13 protein-coding genes are annotated in these 14,934 nt (G+C 75.9%); 5 read left to right on the top strand and 8 right to left on the bottom strand.

The window, feature by feature from the left end; translation table 11 throughout:
- Positions 1-3 precede the first annotated feature (3 nt).
- The 3 genes from KSE_RS30135 to KSE_RS30125 are packed head-to-tail and all read right to left on the bottom strand — an operon-like array spanning position 4 to position 2,772.
- Positions 4-675 carry a response regulator transcription factor gene (locus tag KSE_RS30135; RefSeq protein ID WP_014139154.1) on the bottom strand — a complete coding sequence of 224 codons (672 nt, stop codon included), beginning with the start codon at positions 673-675 and terminating at the stop codon, positions 4-6.
- Entirely contained in the window at positions 669-1,937 is a 1,269-nt protein-coding gene (locus KSE_RS30130; protein ID WP_014139153.1) for a sensor histidine kinase, read from the bottom strand. The genes KSE_RS30135 and KSE_RS30130 overlap by 7 nt, the downstream gene beginning before the upstream one ends.
- A 52-nt stretch (positions 1,938-1,989) precedes the next feature.
- Complete coding sequence (locus KSE_RS30125; RefSeq protein ID WP_014139152.1) at positions 1,990-2,772, bottom strand: DeoR/GlpR family DNA-binding transcription regulator; 783 nt, start codon at positions 2,770-2,772, stop codon at positions 1,990-1,992.
- 144 nt (positions 2,773-2,916) lie between these two features.
- Here KSE_RS30125 and galK point away from each other — a divergent pair, with 144 nt between their 5' ends.
- Positions 2,917-4,092, top strand: coding sequence for a galactokinase (gene galK / locus KSE_RS30120; RefSeq protein WP_014139151.1), 1,176 nt, complete (start codon positions 2,917-2,919; stop codon positions 4,090-4,092).
- Between the two features lie 96 nt (positions 4,093-4,188).
- Here the strand turns inward: galK and galT are convergent, their stop codons facing one another.
- Together galT and pgm are read right to left on the bottom strand one after the other, a co-directional pair.
- On the bottom strand, positions 4,189-5,271 hold the full coding sequence (gene galT, locus KSE_RS30115; protein ID WP_014139150.1) for a galactose-1-phosphate uridylyltransferase: 1,083 nt from the start codon (positions 5,269-5,271) through the stop codon (positions 4,189-4,191).
- 172 nt (positions 5,272-5,443) lie between these two features.
- The gene (gene pgm / locus KSE_RS30110) at positions 5,444-7,087 is read right to left on the bottom strand and encodes a phosphoglucomutase (alpha-D-glucose-1,6-bisphosphate-dependent) (RefSeq protein ID WP_014139149.1); all 1,644 of its coding nucleotides are present in this window, start codon (positions 7,085-7,087) and stop codon (positions 5,444-5,446) included.
- Positions 7,088-7,307: 220 nt separating this feature from the next.
- On the opposite strand from pgm, the gene KSE_RS38890 reads away from it, so the two are divergent.
- The gene (locus KSE_RS38890; RefSeq protein WP_014139148.1) at positions 7,308-8,639 is read left to right on the top strand and encodes a hypothetical protein; all 1,332 of its coding nucleotides are present in this window, start codon (positions 7,308-7,310) and stop codon (positions 8,637-8,639) included.
- Positions 8,640-8,651: 12 nt separating this feature from the next.
- Here the strand turns inward: KSE_RS38890 and KSE_RS42405 are convergent, their stop codons facing one another.
- Together KSE_RS42405 and KSE_RS30095 are read right to left on the bottom strand one after the other, a co-directional pair.
- Positions 8,652-9,848, bottom strand: coding sequence for an alpha/beta hydrolase family protein (locus KSE_RS42405; RefSeq protein WP_014139147.1), 1,197 nt, complete (start codon positions 9,846-9,848; stop codon positions 8,652-8,654).
- A 122-nt stretch (positions 9,849-9,970) separates the two neighbouring features.
- Positions 9,971-10,780: a LysR family substrate-binding domain-containing protein gene (locus KSE_RS30095; RefSeq protein WP_014139146.1), complete on the bottom strand. Its 810-nt coding sequence runs from the start codon at positions 10,778-10,780 to the stop codon at positions 9,971-9,973.
- Between the two features lie 171 nt (positions 10,781-10,951).
- Here KSE_RS30095 and KSE_RS30090 point away from each other — a divergent pair, with 171 nt between their 5' ends.
- From KSE_RS30090 to KSE_RS30080, 3 genes are all read left to right on the top strand, one after another.
- Positions 10,952-11,392 carry a DUF5997 family protein gene (locus tag KSE_RS30090; protein WP_014139145.1) on the top strand — a complete coding sequence of 147 codons (441 nt, stop codon included), beginning with the start codon at positions 10,952-10,954 and terminating at the stop codon, positions 11,390-11,392.
- A 120-nt stretch (positions 11,393-11,512) separates the two neighbouring features.
- On the top strand, positions 11,513-13,078 hold the full coding sequence (locus KSE_RS30085) for an adenosine deaminase family protein (protein ID WP_014139144.1): 1,566 nt from the start codon (positions 11,513-11,515) through the stop codon (positions 13,076-13,078).
- 210 nt (positions 13,079-13,288) lie between these two features.
- Positions 13,289-13,546: a hypothetical protein gene (locus tag KSE_RS30080; protein WP_014139143.1), complete on the top strand. Its 258-nt coding sequence runs from the start codon at positions 13,289-13,291 to the stop codon at positions 13,544-13,546.
- A 7-nt stretch (positions 13,547-13,553) separates the two neighbouring features.
- On the opposite strand, the gene KSE_RS30075 is transcribed toward KSE_RS30080, so the two are convergent.
- The gene (locus KSE_RS30075) at positions 13,554-14,933 is read right to left on the bottom strand and encodes an NAD(P)/FAD-dependent oxidoreductase (protein ID WP_014139142.1); all 1,380 of its coding nucleotides are present in this window, start codon (positions 14,931-14,933) and stop codon (positions 13,554-13,556) included.
- Position 14,934 lies beyond the last annotated feature (1 nt).

Genomic DNA, 14,934 nt, shown 5'->3' with positions numbered 1-14,934 from the left:
GCGTCAGTTCACTTCCTCGTTCGCCCGGTTGTGGTAGGCGAGGACTGCCAGTACCCGCCGGTTGCCCTCCTCCGGGTCCAGGTCGAGTTTCATGAAGATGTTCCCGGCGTGCTTGACCACGGACGCCTCGGTGACGCCGAGCCGTTGCGCGACGGCCTGGTTGTTCCAGCCTTCGGCCATCAGCCCCAGCACCTCCCGCTCGCGCGGGGTGAGTCGGCGCAGCGGGTCGGCGGCGGTGTGCCGGGCGAGCAGGATCCGCACCACCTCGGGGTCGATGACGGTCCGGCCGGCGGCCACCCGCTCCAGGGCGTCGGTGAAGTCGGTGACCTCCAGCACCCGGTCCTTGAGCAGGTAGCCGAGGCCGCCTCGGTCGGCGGAGCCCTCGCCGAGCAGCCGGGTGGCGTAGGCGGTGGCGACGTACTGGGAGAGCACCAGGACCGGCAGGCCGGGGTGGCGTCCGCGCAACTCCAGTGCGGCGCGCAGACCTTCGTCGCGGTGGCCGGGCGGCATCCGGACGTCGGTGACGACCACGTCGGGGCGCTCGGCGTCGACGGCGCGGATCAGCGCGGCGGCGTCGCCGACGGCGGCCGGGACGCGGTGGCCGACCCGTTCGAGGAGTTCGACCAGTCCGGCCCGGAGCAGGACGGCGTCCTCGGCGATCACGATCCTCAGCACGGAACCTCCAGGTCGAGGCGGGTGGGCCCGCCGGGTGGGCTGGTGACGGTGAGCCGCCCGTCGAGGACGGCGAGCCGGTCGGCCAGCCCCTGCAGGCCGGCTCCGGCGCGCGGGTCGGCGCCGCCGCGGCCGTTGTCGGTGACGGAGAGCCGCAGCGCGCCCGCGCGGTGGCCGCCGCGGACGGTGATCTCGTCGGCGTCGGCGTGCTTGGCGGCGTTGGTGAGCGCCTCGGTGATGGTGAAGTAGGCCGCGCTCTCGACCTGTTCGGGCAGCCGGTGCGGCAACTCCAGCTCGACCAGGACCGGTACGGGGTGGCGGGCGGCCAACTCGGCGACGGCGGCCGGGAGTCCGTGGTCGGTGAGGACCTGCGGGTGGATGCCGCGGACCAGCGTGCGCAGTTGCTCCAGGGCGAGCCGGGCCTCGCCGCGGGCCCGGGCGACCAGGGCGGTGGCGGGGGTGTCGTGGCCGCGCCGTACGAGTTCGGCCAGTTCGAGTTCGGCCAGGCCGAGGGTCATGCCGAGGGCGACGAGCTGCTGCTGGGCGCCGTCGTGCAGGTCGCGTTCGATCCGTCGGCGTTCGGCCTCGAAGGCGTCCGCCAGCCGGGCCCGGGAGCGGGTGAGTTCGATCACCCGGACGCCCAGGTCGGTGTCTCGCGGGCCCAGCAGCTGCTGGGCGAGCCGCACTTGGGCCCCGGCCAGCAGGCCGCCGCTGTACGCCAGGACGACCAGTCCGAGCAGGCCGGCGGCGCTCGCCGGGAGGCCGTCCAGCGGGCCGGAGACCGGCCGTCCGGGCCACAGCATCACCGTGTCGGGGCTGACCGCGAGGATGAACAGCGGGGCGGAGACCAGCAGCAGGCAGAACGCCAGCGCGGCGGCGAACAGCAGGCCGACGGCGGCGAACACGGTGGACTGGGCGAGCGCGTAGCCGAGTTCGCGCCAGCTGGCCCGCTCCCGCAGCCGCCCGCGCAGCCCGCGGGCCGCGCCGTGGTGCGGGTCGGGCAGCCGCTCCGGTTCGACCAGTCGCAGCCGCCCCCGCTCCACCGCCCCGACCGGGATCCCGATCAGCGCCGTCCAACCCAGCACCAGCACCCCGACGCCGAACACCGACAGCCCGACCCCGACCGCCAGCCCGACCGCCAGCCCGGCCAGCACCAGCACCCCCTGCCCCGCGCCGCTCACCAGCAGCGCCCACGCCCGCCACGGCCACCACGACACCAGGAACCGCCCCGGCCGCCGCATCGCCGCCCACACCGCGACACCCATCCGTCCGTTCACCCCCACCCTGCCGACCCTAACAACCGGGCGGCCGGGTCGGTCAGACCAGCAGGAGTTCGGCGCAGGACTCGGTGAGGACGGCCCGGGCGTCGGCGGGGAGGGCCTGGTCGGTGATGAAGCAGTCGAGGTCGGTGAGGGCGGCGAAGCTGCTGAGGCCGACGACGCCCCACTTGGTGTGGTCGGCGACGGCGATGGTGCGGTGGGCGGAGGCGATCAGGGCGCGGTTGGTCTGGGCCTCGGCGAGGTTGGGGGTGGTGAGGCCGGCGCGTTCGCTGACGCCGTGGGCGCCGATGATCAACAGGTCGGCGTGCAGGGAGCGGATGGCCTGGTCGGCGAGCGGGCCGACCAGGGCGGCGGAACGGGTGGGGGCGCCGCCGGTGAGCAGCAGGGCGGGACCGTTGTCGCCGCGGGCGCGGACGAGTTCGGCGACCGGGAGGGAGTTGGTGACGACGGTGAGGCCGGGGATGTCGAGCAGGCGGGCGGCGACGGCGTAGGCGGTGGTGCCGGCCGAGACGGCGACCACGGTGCCGGGCTGGACCTGGGCGGCGGCGGCTTCGGCGAGGGCGGCCTTGGTGGCGGGGGCGAGGGTGGTCTTGGCCTCGAAGGCGGGTTCCTCGGCGCTGGCGGTGCGGGCGACCGCGCCGCCGTAGACCTTGCGGACCCGGCCGGCCCGGGCGAGGGCGTCCAGGTCGCGGCGGACGGTCATGTCGGAGACGCCGAGCTGGTCGACGAGGTCGGCGACCTTGACGGCTCCGTCGCGGTGCACCAGGTCGAGGATCAGGGCCCGGCGCTGGTCGGCGAGCAGTCCGCCGTCGGTGGTCACGGGGTCCTCCGGAGGGGGTGGGGGCGGGGCGCGCCCAGCATAGTTGGCGGGGTGGGGCACCAACCCTGTTCGGGTCTGGTGTGGTGTGTTTGAATGTGTTGAATATACCGCCAGACCGTCCGTGAACGTCCGCTGGAGCGCCCGATGACCACCGACCCCGCCGCCGAGACCGCCGCCGACACCGGCATCGCCGCCGTCTTCGCCGCCGTCTTCGGCGGCTCCCCCGACGGCGTGTGGGCCGCTCCCGGCCGGATCAACCTGATCGGCGAGCACACCGACTACAACGAGGGCTTCGTGCTGCCCGCCGCGCTCCCGCACACCACCCGGGTGGCGGCCCGCCGCCGGGCCGACGGCGTGGTGCGGCTGTTCAGCGCGCAGGGCGACGGCTCGGTGGCCGAGTTCGCGGCGGCCGCGCTGGCGCCCGGTTCGGTGCCGGGCTGGGCGGCGTACCCGGCGGGCGTGTTCTGGGCGCTGTCGGAGGCCGGGCACCGGGTGGGCGGGGCGGACCTGGCGTTCGTCTCGGACGTGCCGACCGGCGCCGGCCTGTCCTCGTCCGCCGCGCTGGAGTGCGCCACGGCGATCGCCCTGGACGACCTGTACGGCCTCGGCCTGGACGCGCCCGGCCGGGCGCTGCTGGCCCAGCGCGCCGAGAACGGGTACGTCGGGGTGCCGTGCGGCGCGCTCGACCAGCTGGCGTCGAGCTGCTGCGTCGCGGGCCACGCGTACTTCCTGGACACCCGGACGCTGGACGGCCGCCAGGTGCCGCTCGACCTGGCGGCGGTCGGCCTGTCGCTGCTGGTGGTCGACACCCGGGTCAAGCACGACCTGGCCGACGGCGCGTACGCGGGCCTGCGGGCCGGCTGCGAGCGGGCCGCCGGGCTGCTGGGCGTGCGGGCGCTGCGCGACGTCGGCGCGGCGGAGCTGGCCGCGGCCGAGGAGAAGCTGCCCGTCGAGCTGCGGCCGCTGCTGCGGCACGTCGTCACCGAGGACCAGCGGGTGCTGGACGCGATCGCGCTGCTGGACGCGGGCGAGCCGCGGGCGCTCGGGCCGGTGCTGACCGCCGGGCACGCCTCGCTGCGCGACGACTACCGGGTCTCCTGCCCGGAGACCGACCTGGTGGTGTCCGCCGCGAACGCGGCGGGTGCGCTGGGCGCCCGGATGATGGGCGGCGGCTTCGGCGGCTCGGTGCTGGTCCTGGCGGACACCGACCGGCTGGCCGGGATCGAGCGGGCGGTGCGCGGGGCGTTCGCGGCGGCGGGCTTCGCCGACCCGCAGGTCTTCCCGGCGGTGCCCTCGCAGGGCGCGCACCGGGTGGCGTAGGGCCGGAACGCCGCAGGGCCGGAACGCCGCAGGGCCGGAACGCCGCAGGGCCCCGCCTCCCTCCTCGGGAGCGGGGCCCTGCGGCTCGCCGGGCCTCTACAGCTCGCGGAGGGTGCGGGCGGCGGTCTCGGGGCGGATGTCGTTCATGAAGGCGCCCACGCCGGATTCGGTGCCGGCCAGGTACTTGAGCTTGTCGGCGGTCCGGCGCAGCGTGAACAGCTCCAGGTGGAGGGCGAGTTCGGTGCGGGCCGGGCGGGGGGTCTGGTGCCAGGCGGCGATGTAGGGGGCGGGTGCGGGGAAGAGCCGGTCGAAGCGGCGGAGCAGGTCGAGGTAGACGCGGGGGAACTCGGCGCGGGCGTCGTCGTCGAGGGTGGTGAGGTCGGCGGTGCGGCGGTTGGGGTAGAGGTGCACCTCGTAGGGCCAGCGGGCGGCGAACGGGACGAAGGCGGTCCAGTGTTCGGCGGCGGTGACGACCCGGGAGTCGGGCCGTCCGGCGGTGGCGCGTTCGGCGGCGAGGACGTCGTCGTACAGGTTGCGGCCGGTGGCGGCGAGGTGGGCGGCGGCGCGGTCGAGGGCGAGCGCGGTGCGCGGGGTGGTGAACGGGAAGGCGTAGATCTGGCCGTGCGGGTGGCCGAGGGTGACACCGATGTCGGCGCCGCGGTTCTCGAAGCAGTAGACCTGGCGGACGGCGGGGTCGGCGTGCAGTTCGCCGGTGCGGTCGGTCCAGGCGTCCAGGACGAGGCGGGCGCGGGCCTCGTCGAGGTCGGCGAAGGAGGCGCGGTGGTCGGAGGTGAAGCAGACCACCTCGCAGCGGCCGGTGCCGGGGGTGAGCGCGTAGGGGCCGTCGGCCAGGGCGGTGACGTGGGCGGCGGAGGAGTCGGCGAGGGACGGGAAGCGGTTCTCGAAGACGGCGACCTGGTAGTCGGCGTCCGGGATCTCGCTGAGCCGGTCGCCGGTCGAGGGGCAGAGCGGGCACTGGTCGGCCGGCGGGTGGTAGGTGCGGGACTGGCGGTGCGCGGCGATGGTGACCGCGTCGCCGGTGAACGGGTCGGTGCGGATCTCGGAGGCGCTCGCGGCCGGCTCCAGCGGGCGCCGGTCGGCGGCGTCGCGCGGGGTGGGTCCGGCGTCGTAGTAGATCAGTTCGCGGCCGTCGGCCAGCTTGGTCACCGTCTTGTGCACGGCGGCACTCCTCGTCGGGGTTCGCGGCTCGGGGGCAGGGGCTGCAGGGACAGCGAGCCGATACACCAAACATCTTCGAACAGAGTGCACCACAATGCAACACCCCTCCGGCGCGTGCGAGCCGGAGGGGTGCGGGTGCGGGTGCGGGTGCGGGGAGGGGCCGGGCGGCGGGTCAGACCTTGGCGAGGACCTCGGTGACCAGCTCGCGGGCCTCGGACTGGACCCGGGCCAGGTGGTCCGCGCCGAGGAAGCTCTCGGCGTAGATCTTGTAGACGTCCTCGGTGCCGGACGGGCGGGCCGCGAACCAGGCGTTCTCGGTGGTGACCTTGAGGCCGCCGATCGCCGCGCCGTTGCCGGGGGCGTGGGTGAGGACGGCGGTGATCGGCTCGCCGGCCAGCGCGTCGGCGGTGACCTGGGAGGCGTCCAGCGCGCCGAGGGCGGCCTTCTGGGCGCGGTCGGCGGGGGCGTCGACCCGGGCGTAGACCGGGTCGCCGTGCCGGGCGACCAGCTCGCGGTGCAGGGCGGACGGGGTGCTGCCGGTGACGGCGGTGATCTCGGAGGCGAGCAGCGCCAGCAGGATGCCGTCCTTGTCGGTGGTCCACGGCGAGCCGTCGCGGCGCAGGAAGGACGCCCCGGCGGACTCCTCGCCGCCGAACGCGACCGTGCCGTTCAGCAGCCCGTCGACGAACCACTTGAAGCCGACCGGCACTTCGAGCAGTTCGCGGCCGAGCCCGGCGACCACCCGGTCGATCAGCGAGGAGGACACCAGGGTCTTGCCGACGGCCGCCGTCGCGGGCCAGCCCTCGCGGTGCCGGTACAGGTAGTCGATGGCGACGGCCAGGTAGTGGTTGGGGTTCATCAGCCCGCCGTCGGGGGTGACGATGCCGTGCCGGTCGGCGTCCGCGTCGTTGCCGGTGGCCAGCGCGTAGGCGTCGCGCTTGTCGATCAGCGAGGCCATCGCGTACGGGGAGGAGCAGTCCATCCGGATCTTGCCGTCCCAGTCCAGCGTCATGAACCGCCAGGTCGGGTCGGTGAGCGGGTTGACCACGGTCAGGTCGATGCGGTGGGTCTCGGCGATCCGGCCCCAGTAGGCGACCGAGGCGCCGCCGAGCGGGTCGGCGCCGATCCGCAGGCCGGCGTCCCGGACGGCGTCCAGGTTCAGCACGGCGGGCAGGTCGTCGACGTAGCGGCCGAGGAAGTCGTAGCGGCCGGTGGTGTCGGCGGCCAGCGCCCGGGCGTACGGGATCCGGCGGACGCCCTCCAGGCCGGCCGCGAGCAGCGCGTTGGCGCGGCGCTCGATCCAGCCGGTGGCGGCGGAGTCGGCCGGGCCGCCGTGCGGCGGGTTGTACTTGAAGCCGCCGTCGGCGGGCGGGTTGTGCGAGGGCGTCACCACGATGCCGTCGGCCAGGGCGGCCGGGCGGGTGCGGTTGTGGGTGAGGATCGCGTGCGAGACGGCCGGGGTCGGCGTGTAGCCGTCGGCGGTGTCGAGCAGCACGGTGACGCCGTTGGCGGCCAGCACCTCCAGCGTGGTGGCGCGGGCCGGCTCGGACAGCGCGTGGGTGTCGATGCCGAGGAACAGCGGCCCGGTGGTGCCCTGTTCGGCCCGGTAGTCGCAGATCGCCTGCGCGGTGGCGGCGATGTGGTCCTCGTTGAAGGCGGTGCGCGACGCCGACCCCCGGTGGCCCGAGGTGCCGAACGCGACCCGCTGCCCGACGTCCTCCGGGTCCGGGCGCAGCGTGTAATAGTCCGTCACCAGCCGGGCGACGTCGATCAGATCCTGCGGCTGGGCCGGCTGGCCCGCCCGTGCGTGCACCATCGTGGCTACTCTCCTAGGTCGGTACGGCAAGGATGCCCGTCGACCATCATGCGGGCCACACCGCCCCATCTGCGGGAACACCGGGGAGCGCGCGGCCGACCGGGCGGCGGCGGTCTCGTGCCGCCCTCCCGCCCACCGGCCCGCCGCCGCCCCGCCGTTACCGTACCGCTACCGTCCGTCGCCTCGACGGCACCGCCCGGGCCGCCCGACACTCGGTGCCATGCGGAGCGCGGCGGGGGCGGTACTGCGCTGGGCCGGGCACCCGGGGACGGGCGCGGCGGTCCTGCTGCTGGCGTTCAACGACCATGTGGGCAAGCGGAGTTGGCCCGGCCTGCTGACCGGCAAGCTGAGCGACCTGGCCTGGCTGGTGGTCGCGCCGCCGGTGTTCGCGCTGCTGCCGGCCGCGCTGCTGCGGCTGCGCGGCGACCGGCCCGCGCTGGTCGGCCTCGCGGCCACCGCGCTGACCTTCACCGCGGCCAAGTCCTCGGCGGCGGGCGCCGACGCGGTCTCCCGGGCCTGGTCGCTGACCGGCGTGCCGAGCCGCACCGTCGCCGACCCGACCGACCTGCTGGCGCTGCCCGCCCTCGCCGCCGCCTGGTGGCTGTGGCGGCACCGGCCCGCCCGGCTCCCGCTCGGCGCGGCCGTGCTGCCGCTGGCCGTCGCGGCGATGCTCGCCACCGGCGAGACCCGGCCGGTCGCCGCCGAGCTCTGGCAGCAGCCCGGCGCCGGCCCGATGCTGGTCACCCCCGAGCACCGCTGGACCACCCCGGACGGCGGCCTGAGCTGGCGGATCGGGCCGGGCCGGCCGCGCGACGTCCACCTGGACGGGCGGGCCGCGGGCGGGCGGTGCGGCGACGACGACGGGCCCCCCGGGACCTGCTACCGGGTACGCGACGACGCCTGCCCCGTCGAGTCCAGCCAGGACGGCGGCCGGAGCTGGCAGGTCGCCTACGCCCCGCCCTGGACGACCGGCGCCGACGCCCCCGCCTGCCCCGCCGACGCCCCGCTCACCCGCCCCGGCGTCCAACTGGTGGTCACCGCGCTGTCCGGACCGCGGCACGGCGTCATCGTCCACTACGCCGGGCACGACCTCGCGGTGCGCACCCCCGACGGCGCCTGGACCCTCGTCGCGTACCCCGTCGACCCGCCGCCACCGCCGCCCCCGCCCCCGCCGCCGCCCGGGCCCCGGCCGCTGCTGGCCCTGCCGGCGGCGGCCGCCGTGGGCTGGGCCGTCCTGCTCGCCGCCTGGGCCCCGCGCACCCTGCGCGCCGCCCCGCGCGGACGCCGCCGGCGCACCGCCGTCCTGCTGGTGCTGCGGCAGGCCCCGGCCGTCGCGTGGATCCCGCTGGCGCTCTGGCTCACCCCCGGCCGGATCCTCTGGCTGTTCCCCGGCTGGTGGCTGACCTGCGCCCTGCCGCTGCTGCTCTTCCCGCTGACCGCCCTCGTCCCCGGGCCGCCCCCGCCGGCCCGCCCGCCGATCCGCCTGCTCGGCCCGGCCCTCGCGCTGGCGGCGGCGACGGCGGTGGCGGTCGCCGGGTGGGACCGGTACTGACCCGGGCCGGGCTCAGGGGTGGAAGGCGACCTCCGGGTTCCGCGGGGTGGGGCCGTCCAGCAGGGGCTGGGGGACGCCCTTGAGCTGGAGGTCGAAGAAGGCCCGCACGTAGGCGCGGGTGAGCTGGACGGCGCGGGCGGCCGGGAGAGTCCGGTCGGGGTCGGGGAGGCCGAGGGCGTCGATCAGGACCGGCAGGTCGGTGAACGTCTGGTGGTTGGTGCCGGCCACGGTCAGCCAGCGCTTCCAGCCGTCGAGCCGGGGCCAGGCGTCGGTCCAGCTCTGGTCCTCGCCGTCCGGGAGCGGGTGGCCGAGCATCAGGAACGGCTTGCCGCCGATGCCGGAGTCGGGCACCGCGTAGTCCATCGTGCCGTCGATGTCGACGCCGGCCCGGATCCGGTCGTCGGTGAGCAGCGCCGGGACGGCCGCCGCGCCGCCCGCCGAGTGGCCGGCGACGCCGACCCGGGACGGGTCGATCATCCGGGCGTTCCGCCAGGCCGGGTGCGGGCGGGCGGTGAGCCGGTCGACGACGAAGGAGGCGTCGCGGGCCCGGCCGAGGTTCAGGGCCGCCCAGTCCGCGCGGGTCCTCAGCTGCCCGCACGCGGCGCACGGGAGCGTGCTGCCGTCGGGGAAGGTGGTGCCGGTGTTCTCGTAGGCGTGGTCGATCAGCGCGACCACGTAGCCGTGGCTGGACAGGTCCTCGGCGAGGGCGGTCAGCGTGCTGCGCGGCATGGTGAACCCGGGCGAGAGCAGCACCAGCGGGTACCGGCCGGGCGCGGGGCGGGCCCCGGACGCGGACCAGGTCCGGACCCCGGTGAGCACCTCGGTCGGGACGGTGTTGCCGGGCAGCTTGTCGTCCAGCAGCGCCCGGGCCGCGCCGGGCGTCATGTACGGGGCCGGGACGCCGGTGCCCGGCCTGGCCGGGTAGTACACCGACACCATCAGCCGGCGCGGCCCGGACGCGGGCACCCACGGGTCGGTCCGGCTCGAGTCGACCAGCTCCAGGTCGTCCCGCCCGACCGCGTGCCGCCCGGTCGGGCGCGGCAGCTCGGCGGCGGCGGACGCGGGGGCGGGGGCGGCGGTATCGGCGGAGGCGGTGAGGGTGACGGTGGCCGGGGCGGCCGCCGAGGCGCACGGGGCGACGGCGACCGCGGACATCGGCAGGGCGAGCAGCAGGACGGCGGTGGCCGCGGCGCGGCGGATTCCGGTCATGCGGCGAATGTACTTACCAGGGAAGGGAGTTGACGTCACCTCAGCGACCTAGGGGTTCCTCCGGAGCCGGCCCGGCCGCCCGGCCGCCGCCCCCTACGGGTCGCCCTCGGGAACGGCCCCGGCTACTTCTTGCGGCCGCCGCCCCCGCTGCCGCCGCGCTTGGGCTGGGCGGTGCGGCCGCCGCCGGCCCGCTGGCCGGGCTTGGGGCGGGCCTTGGCGGCGGACTTCGGGACGGCCTTGGGGCTGCCGGCCTGGGCGGTGCGCTTCTTGCCGGTGGCGGAGGGGCGGCGCTGCTCCTCGGCGGCGGCGGTGCGGCCGCGGGAGCTGTTGGCGGTGCGGCCGCGGACGATGCCGATGAACTCCTCGACCAGGTCGGTGGTGGCCTCCTCGGGCCAGGCCAGCGCGACCTGGGACTGCGGGACGTCGACCAGGGTGCGGTAGGTGAGGTCGCGGCGGTGGTGCAGGCGGGCCAGCGACTGCGGGACGGCGAGGACGCCGACGTTCGCGGCGACCAGTTCGATCGCGTCGGCGGTGGTGGCGGGGCGCTCGAAGGCCGGGCGGCCGGGGAGCTCGGGCCAGTCGAGGCTGTCGTCCAGCGGGTGGAAGACGACCTCCTCGGCGAGGTCGGCGGCGGTGACCTCCTCGGCGGCGGCCAGCCAGTGGTCCTTGGGGAACACCACGACGGTGGTCTCGGTGTACAGCGGGATGGCGCTCAGCACCGTCCGGTCGACCGGCAGCCGGACCAGGCCGGCGTCCGCGCCGCCGGCCAGCAGCAGGGCGTGCCCGTCGGCGGGGGCGTGCTGGAGCAGGGCGACCGGGACGTCCGGGAGCCGCTCCTGCCACACCCGCAGCCACTTGGTGGGCGTCACTCCCGGCACGTACACCAGGCGGAAGGGGGCGGGGGTGGCGGCGGGCCGCTCGTTCTCGGTCACGGGCTCCAGGCTAGCGGGCCGCCGCGAGCCGCCGCCGCGAGCCGCCACCGGGCCCGCCGTGGGCCGACCCCGCGGGCCGCCGCCGCGAGCCGCCGCCGTCGCCGCCGCCGGGGACCGCCGCCGGGGACGGCCGTGACCTGGGCAGGCGCGCGCTCCCTATACCCTTGTCACATGACTACGCCCAAGCCCAAGACCTCCCAGACCATGAAGCCCGCGACCGCGGCCAAGAAGCTGGGGATCTACCTGGCGGCGACCCCCGCCGAGTTCCAGGCGGGCGTCGTCACCCGCGACGAGCTCAACGCCATGCAGGCCGAGCCCCCGCAGTGGCTCGCCGACCTGCGCCGCAACGGTCCGCACCCGCGCCAGGTGGTGGCGTCCCGGCTGGGCATCTCGGTGACCGGCCTGAACCGCGCCGGGATCACCGAGGCGCTGACCAGCGAGCAGATCGACGCGCTGCGCGAGGAGGACCCGGAGTGGCTGCGCCGCGAGCGCACGCTGCAGGCCGACGTCCGCAAGGAGGCGCAGCGGGTGAAGGACGCGGCGGCGAAGGCGGCGGCGTTCAAGGAGGCCCGGACCGCGGGGAAGGCCAAGACCAAGTCCGGCCGCAAGTAGCCAGGCCGGTAGCACAATTCGATCGTCCGAGCGGGTGTCCCGGTGTGACGACACCCGTTCGGATGATGTGCGCACGACATGAACGGCTTTGCGGCACAAGGGAACTGACGGTCCGTCAGCATGGCGACCATGATGTCGCTACGCCGTACCTCCGCCGCGGCCGTCGCCGCCTGCGCGGCCCTGCTGCTCCCGCTCGCCCCCGCCGCCCAGGCCGCGGACCGGGCCGGCTCCCGGCCGACCGAGGCGGCCGTCAACGGCCTGCTGGACGGGATCCGGCAGGACCCGGCGCGCCTGGACGCCTTCCTGCGGGCCATGCCCAAGGGCGGCGACCTGCACAACCACCTCTCCGGGGCGGTCTCCACCGAGCTGCTGATCCGGCTGGCCGCGCAGGACGGCCTGTGCATCGACTCGGTGACCTTCACCTCGACGACCGGCCCCTGCCAGGGCACCCGGCGGCCGGCCCAGGAGGCGCTGCCCGACGGCGAGTTCCGCACCGCGGTGATCCGGGCCTGGTCGATGCAGGACTTCACGCCGGGCGCCGAGTCCGGCCACGACCACTTCTTCGCCACCTTCGGCAAGTTCGGCGAGGCCAGCTGGCGCCACCCGGGCACCATGCTCGCCGAGGTGACCGACACCATGGCGGCGCAGCACCAGAGCTACCTGGAGACCCTGCTGACCCCGTCCTCGGTCGGGGTGGCGGCACTGGCCGCCAAGGTCGGCTTCGACCCCGACTTCCCCGCGCTGCGGCAGAAGCTGCTGGCGGACGGGCAGATCCAGGGCCTGGTCGACGGGGCCCGCGCCGACCTGGACACCGCGATGGCCGAGTACCAGAGCACCGAGCGGTGCGGTACCGCGCAGGCCCGGCCGGGCTGCGCGGTGACGGTCCGGATCCAGTCGCAGGTCTCCCGGGCGTCCACCTCTGCGCGGGTCTTCGCGCAGCTGCTGCTCGGCCTCGAACTCGCCTCGCAGGACGAGCGGTTCGTCGCGGTGAACCTGGTGCAGCCGGAGGACTACCAGTCCTCGCTGGACAACTACCAGCTGCAGATGCGGATGCTGGAGTACCTGCGCCCGCTCTACCCGAAGGCCCATGTCAGCCTGCACGCGGGCGAGTTGGTGCCCGGCCTGGTCAAGCCGGAGGACCTGACCTTCCACATCCGGCAGGCCGTGCTGACGGCCGGCGCCGAGCGGATCGGCCACGGCGTGGACGTCACCCACGAGGACGACTCGGCCGAGCTGCTGCGCACCCTGGCCGAGCGCAAGGTGCTGGTCGAGGTGCCGCTGACCTCGAACGCGCAGATCCTCCAGGTCGAGGGCGACGCGCACCCGTTCCCGCTGTACCGCAAGTACGGGGTGCCGACCGCGCTGGCCACCGACGACCCGGGCGTCGAGCGGATCGACATCACCCACGAGTACGTGCGCGCCGCCCGGACGTACGCGCTCTCCTACACCGACCTGAAGGACCTGGCCCGCAACTCGCTGGAGTACGGCTTCGTCTCCGGCCGCAGCCTGTGGCGGGACCGGGACGGGTTCAAGCCGGTGCCGGAGTGCCAGGGCCGCCCGATCGGGGCGGAGAACCCGACGCCGAAGTGCGCGGCGCTGCTCGCGGCCAGCCCGAAGGCGGCGCTGGAGTGGAAGCAGGAGGGCGCGTTCCGGTCCTTCGAGACCTCGGTGCTGAACCTGAAGTAGTCCGGCCCGCGCGCCGGACCGGCGGCCCGCCGGGGTGCTCCCCCGGCGGGCCGCCGTCGTCACCGTGCGGGCCGGGTCCCGGGCCGGCCTCCCGGGAAGGCGGGGTACCCGGGATCCGCCGACCCTGCCAGAATGCCCGACAGGAGCCCAACGCTCCTGCCGGGCAAAGGAGTTCGGACGCCCGGACACCTCTCGGGAAGGACCCGCCCCATGCAGCCCCGTCGCCTCCGCACCGCCGCCCTCGCCGCCTCCGCCGCCCTGGTCCCGCTCCTGGTGCTGGCCACCGGCACCCAGGCGAGCGCCCGCCCCTCCGTCGGCGTGACCATCCAGGCGAACACCGAGGACAGCGCCGCGGACGGACCGCAGGAGCTCTCCAAGGAGGCGCAGTGCGCCGCCGCGTACGACTTCAACGTCAAGATGGTCGGCGTCTCCTACGCCATCACCCAGTACGAGGCGTGCATGGGCTGACCCGGCGCTAGCCGCGGCCGGAGATCCGGTCGGCGAGGGTGGCGAGGGGGGAGGTGGTGGCGTGTTCGCGGCGGTCGGCGTGGCGGTAGACGGCGTAGAGGGCGTGGACGCCGAGCCAGCGGAGGGGTTCGGGTTCCCAGCGGCGGACGCGGTGGCCGACCCAGGGGAGGGTGGTGAGGTCGGTGGGGGCGGCCCGGCGGAGGTGGTGGAGGGTGAGGTCGCGCAGGGTGCGGCCGGCCAGGTTGGTGGTGGCGACGCCGCTGCCGACGTAGCCGCCGGCGAAGCCGAGGCCGGTGGCGGGGTCGAGGTCGACGGCGGCGCACCAGTCGCGGGGGACGCCGAGGACGCCGGACCAGGCGTGGTCGATCCGGGCGTCGGCGGCGGCGGGGAACATCCGGGCGAGGATCGCGCGGAGCTGGTCGACGGTGCCGGCCGGGGTGGCGCCGTCCCGGTCGATCCGGGAGCCGTAGCGGTAGGGGTGGCCGCGGCCGCCGAGGGCGATCCGGTCGTCGGCGGTCCGCTGGGCGTACATGTAGGCGTGCGCCTCGTCGCCGAGGACTTCGCGGCCGTGCCAGCCGACGGCCTCCCAGAACTCGGCGGGGAGCGGTTCGGTGGCGATCATCGAGGAGTTCATCGGGAGCCAGCTGCGGTGCTGTCCGGCGACGTCGGCGGTGAAGCCCTCGGTGCAGCGGAGGACGACGCGGGCGGAGACGGTGCCGTGCGGGGTGGTGGCGCGGCCGGGGGCGAGGGCGGTGGCGGGGGTGGACTCGTACACCCGGACGCCGAGGCGGCGGACGGCGGCGGCCAGGCCGAGGACGAGTCTGGCGGGGTGGATCCGGGCGCCGTGCGGGCTCCAGCCGGCGCCCAACGCGCCCGGGACGTACAGGCGTTCGGCGGTCTGGGCGGCGTCCAGCAGGTGCGTCTCGGCCGCGCCGAAGTCCTGCTCGTGGGCCACCCGGGCGCGCAGCCGGGCGAGTTGGGCGGGGGTGGTGGCGACTTCGAGGACGCCGCCGCGGTGGGCGTCGCAGTCGATGCCCTCCGCCTCGGCGGCGCGCAGGGTCTCGGTGACCGTGTCGTTCATGGCGCGCTGGAGCCGGCGGGCGGCGTCCGGGCCGTGCAGGCGGGCGTAGCGGCCGCGGCCGGCGATGCCGTTGTACAGCCAGCCGCCGTTGCGGCCGGAGGCGCCGTAGCCGCAGAACTCGGCTTCGAGCAGGACGACGTCGAGGTCGGGGGCGGCCCGCTTGAGGTAGTAGGCGGTCCACAGGCCGGTGTAGCCGCCGCCGACGACGCAGACGTCGGCGGCGGTGTCGCCGTCGAGCGGGGCGCCGCGCCCGGGCAGGCCGGTGGCCGCGTACCAGAAGGAGACGCCGCCGTTGACGGTGGTCATG

The sequence above is a fragment of the Kitasatospora setae KM-6054 genome (assembly GCF_000269985.1).
In the GTDB taxonomy this organism is placed as follows: domain Bacteria; phylum Actinomycetota; class Actinomycetes; order Streptomycetales; family Streptomycetaceae; genus Kitasatospora; species Kitasatospora setae.
This window is presented reverse-complemented; position numbering and strand designations above follow the sequence as displayed.

Bases quoted from the DNA above. Each gene is read 5' to 3' on its own strand.
- KSE_RS42405 (WP_014139147.1), bottom strand. From the start codon at position 9,848: ATGACCGGAATCCGCCGCGCCGCGGCCACCGCCGTCCTGCTGCTCGCC.
- KSE_RS30130 (WP_014139153.1), bottom strand. From the start codon at position 1,937: ATGGGTGTCGCGGTGTGGGCGGCGATGCGGCGGCCGGGGCGGTTCCTG.
- KSE_RS30090 (WP_014139145.1), top strand. From the start codon at position 10,952: ATGACTACGCCCAAGCCCAAGACCTCCCAGACCATGAAGCCCGCGACC.
- KSE_RS30080 (WP_014139143.1), top strand. From the start codon at position 13,289: ATGCAGCCCCGTCGCCTCCGCACCGCCGCCCTCGCCGCCTCCGCCGCC.
- KSE_RS30075 (WP_014139142.1), bottom strand. From the start codon at position 14,933: ATGACCACCGTCAACGGCGGCGTCTCCTTCTGGTACGCGGCCACCGGC.
- KSE_RS38890 (WP_014139148.1), top strand. From the start codon at position 7,308: ATGCGGAGCGCGGCGGGGGCGGTACTGCGCTGGGCCGGGCACCCGGGG.
- KSE_RS30085 (WP_014139144.1), top strand. From the start codon at position 11,513: ATGGCGACCATGATGTCGCTACGCCGTACCTCCGCCGCGGCCGTCGCC.
- pgm (WP_014139149.1), bottom strand. From the start codon at position 7,087: ATGGTGCACGCACGGGCGGGCCAGCCGGCCCAGCCGCAGGATCTGATC.
- galK (WP_014139151.1), top strand. From the start codon at position 2,917: ATGACCACCGACCCCGCCGCCGAGACCGCCGCCGACACCGGCATCGCC.